At 43.9% G+C, this 3376-nt stretch carries 1 protein-coding gene and 1 pseudogene; both read right to left on the reverse strand.

Annotated elements, in window-relative coordinates; genetic code table 11:
- Window positions 1-198 precede the first annotated feature (198 nt).
- Window positions 199-2826, reverse strand: coding sequence for an ATP-dependent chaperone ClpB (gene clpB, locus RI557_RS11530; RefSeq protein WP_310683909.1), 2628 nt, complete (start codon window positions 2824-2826; stop codon window positions 199-201).
- A gap of 179 nt (window positions 2827-3005) precedes the next feature.
- Window positions 3006-3376: pseudogene (locus tag RI557_RS11535) on the reverse strand (c-type cytochrome); the annotation flags it as partial.

Genomic DNA, 3376 nt, shown 5'->3' on the forward strand with positions numbered 1-3376 from the left:
TATGCTCCGGGTTACCACCCGGAGATAAATGTCTATCGTGCCTAACGGCACTTATATCTAATCTTCAAGAAGTCAGTGAAACACTGAGAATTACTCTGTGGTATATTGAAGTTGAGGATCTAGCTTAAGGAAGCTTTTCAGCCCAGAAATAAATAGGAGTACACCAAAACCTAATAGCTTTGATGCACTCCCTTTCTCTTATTCTTCTTCTGTTGAAATTTGATCTTTCTCGATGGGTTTCCTGAATACAAATCGGTCGTCAAATTCATCGAGCACAGCTGTATCTCCTGCCTGAATTCTGTTGGCCAATATCTCTTTTGAGAGCGTATTCAGTATTTCCTTTTGCATCAATCGCTTGATGGGTCGGGCACCAAACTGTGGATCAAATCCGCGGTTGGCGAGTTTCTCCAATACCTCATCAGTTGCGGAGATGCTGATATCCTGCTTTTTCACCCGGTTCTGAATGTGAGCAAATTGAAGCTTCACAATATCGAGCACATCGCTTTTGCTGAGCGGTGTAAACATGATGTTCTCATCAATCCTGTTGAGGAATTCGGGCTTCAGGTTCTGACGAACATAAGCCAACAACTCATTCTTTGTTTGTTCAAATAGTTCTTCCTCATTCGTATCATTGAGCTTTTCAAAACTCTGCTTGATAATGTCAGAACCGAGGTTCGATGTCATGATAATAATCGTGTTCTTGAAGTTTGCCACACGACCTTTGTTATCAGTCAATCGGCCATCATCAAGTACCTGCAGCAAGATGTTGAACACATCAGGATGTGCTTTTTCAATTTCATCGAGCAACACAACCGAGTACGGTTTCCTGCGGACAGCCTCAGTGAGCTGACCTCCCTCATCATAGCCGACATATCCCGGAGGCGCTCCAACCAACCTCGATACAGCATGACGCTCCTGATACTCACTCATATCGATTCGTGTAATCGCATTTTCTGTGTCGAACAAAAACTCGGCAAGTGCTTTTGCCAGCTCGGTTTTACCAACACCAGTCGTACCCAGAAACAGGAACGATCCAATTGGTCTGTCCTCATCCTGCAACCCTGATCGCGACCTGCGAACCGCATCAGAAACAGCTTCAATCGCTTCCTCCTGACCGATTACACGCTTGTGCAATTCATCTTCGAGATGGAGCAATTTTTCGCGTTCGCTCTGCAGCATTTTGCTCACCGGCACTCCAGACCATTTTGAAACAACCTCTGCAATATCCTCAGCATCAACTTCCTCTTTGATCAGAGCCGATCCTTTTTCGCGTAAATCTGCTACTTTAGATTCGTACTCTTTCAACTGCTCCTGGAGTTCATTGATTTTACCGTAGCGCAACTCGGCCACTTTACCAAAGTCACCTTCACGCTCTGCCCGATTTGCTTCGAGCTTGAATTTTTCAATGTCCTCTTTGACTTTTTGCAAGCCTTCGATCACTTCTTTTTCACTCTCCCATTGAGCTTTTAGAGAATTGCGTTCTTCGCTCAACTCAGAAATATCTTTCGATAATTTTTCGAGCTTCTTATCATCTTTTTCGCGCTTAATTGCCTCGCGTTCAATTTCGAGCTGGCGAATTTTACGTTCAACCTCATCGAGTTCAGCCGGCATGGAGTTGATTTCCATACGCATCTTTGATGAAGCCTCATCGATTAAGTCGATCGCTTTATCCGGTAAGAAACGATCTGTAATGTAGCGTTCACTCAACTCAACAGCCGAGATAATCGCCTCGTCTTTGATTCTCACCTTGTGGTGCGTTTCATATTTTTCTTTGATACCACGCAAGATGGAAATAGCATCTTCAGTATTAGGCTCATCAACTATAATGGTTTGGAATCGTCTCTCGAGTGCTTTATCTTTCTCAAAGTACTTTTGATACTCTCCTAAAGTTGTTGCTCCTATTGCACGGAGCTCACCACGTGCTAATGCGGGTTTCAGGATGTTCGCTGCATCCATTGCGCCCTCGCCTCCTCCGGCTCCGACCAAAGTGTGGATTTCATCGATGAACAACACGATATTTCCATCGCTCTTGGTCACTTCTTTTACCACAGCTTTGAGTCGCTCCTCAAACTCGCCTTTATACTTGGCCCCGGCTACGAGCGCTCCCATATCAAGTGAGAAAATCTCTTTCGACTTGAGGTTTTCAGGTACGTCACCATTCACAATACGGTGCGCGATTCCTTCAGCAATAGCCGTTTTACCAACCCCCGGCTCACCGATTAAAATGGGGTTGTTTTTTGTTCTCCTGGATAAAATTTGAAGAACACGTCTAATTTCTTCATCGCGCCCGATTACGGGATCCAATTTTCCGTTTTTAGCACGCTCATTCAGGTGAATAGCGTATTTATTCAATGCATTGTATGTTTCTTCAGCACTCTGACTTTTCACTTTTTCTCCTTTTCTAAGTTCGTTAATCGCTTTTTCAACATCAGCAGATTTCAATCCACTGTCTTTCATCATTGAAGCAACCTGGTCAGATCCGTTGAGTAGCCCGAGGAATACGTGTTCCAGCGAAACGTATTCGTCACCGTTTTTCTTCGCGAGATCTGAAGCTTTGTTTAGAGCTTTTCCAGCGTTCTGACTGAGATAAAGGTTGCCGCCTTCAACTTTGGGATATGATTCTACAACCTTGTCTATCGCTTTGCTGAAGGTATCTTCATTGACTGCACTTTTCTTGAGCAAAAACGGGATTACGTTTTCGTCAACATCGAGCATAGCTTTGAGCAAATGACCTGTTTCAACAGCCTGCTGACCATTGCCCTGAGCCATTTGCTGTGCCTGTTGTACAGCTTCCTGTGCTTTTATTGTAAAGTTATTGAAATTCATTTTTTCTTTTTTGCCTGATAGTGTCAAATACGAGACCAATCGAATTTACAGTGATGGAAACGGTAAAAAAGTCAGTCGGTTCGTAAATCTACAGACAAAAAGGCAGAGTTTTTGGTAAAAAAAAAGCGCCTGCTCAATGGGGAACAGGCGCTTAAATGTATTGAAAAGTTGGATTGTGCTTACATTGATGCGGTTGCTGGTTCTGACTGTAACGCGTGCTCAGGAATTTTACCAGTCAACGATTTGAGGAAAGTTGAAATGCTGGCTACCTGCTCATCCGTTAAATCTTTGCCAAGCTGTGTTTTTCCCATGATCTTAATTGCTTCATCGAGATCAGCTACGCTACCATCGTGGAAATAAGGAGCCGTTTTGTGAACGTTGCGCAATGCAGGAACTTTGAAGAAGTACTTATCACCTTCATTTCCGGTTGCATCAAAACGTCCTTCATCTTTATGTTCAGATCCTGTGTACTCCCAGTACGGACCTTCAACCAGTCCGAATTTTTGGTACATCTGTCCGCCAAGACCTGGTCCCATGTGGCAGGTTGTAC

The organism is Salibacter sp. (assembly GCF_031581065.1).
Taxonomy (GTDB): Bacteria; Bacteroidota; Bacteroidia; order Flavobacteriales_G; family Salibacteraceae; genus Salibacter.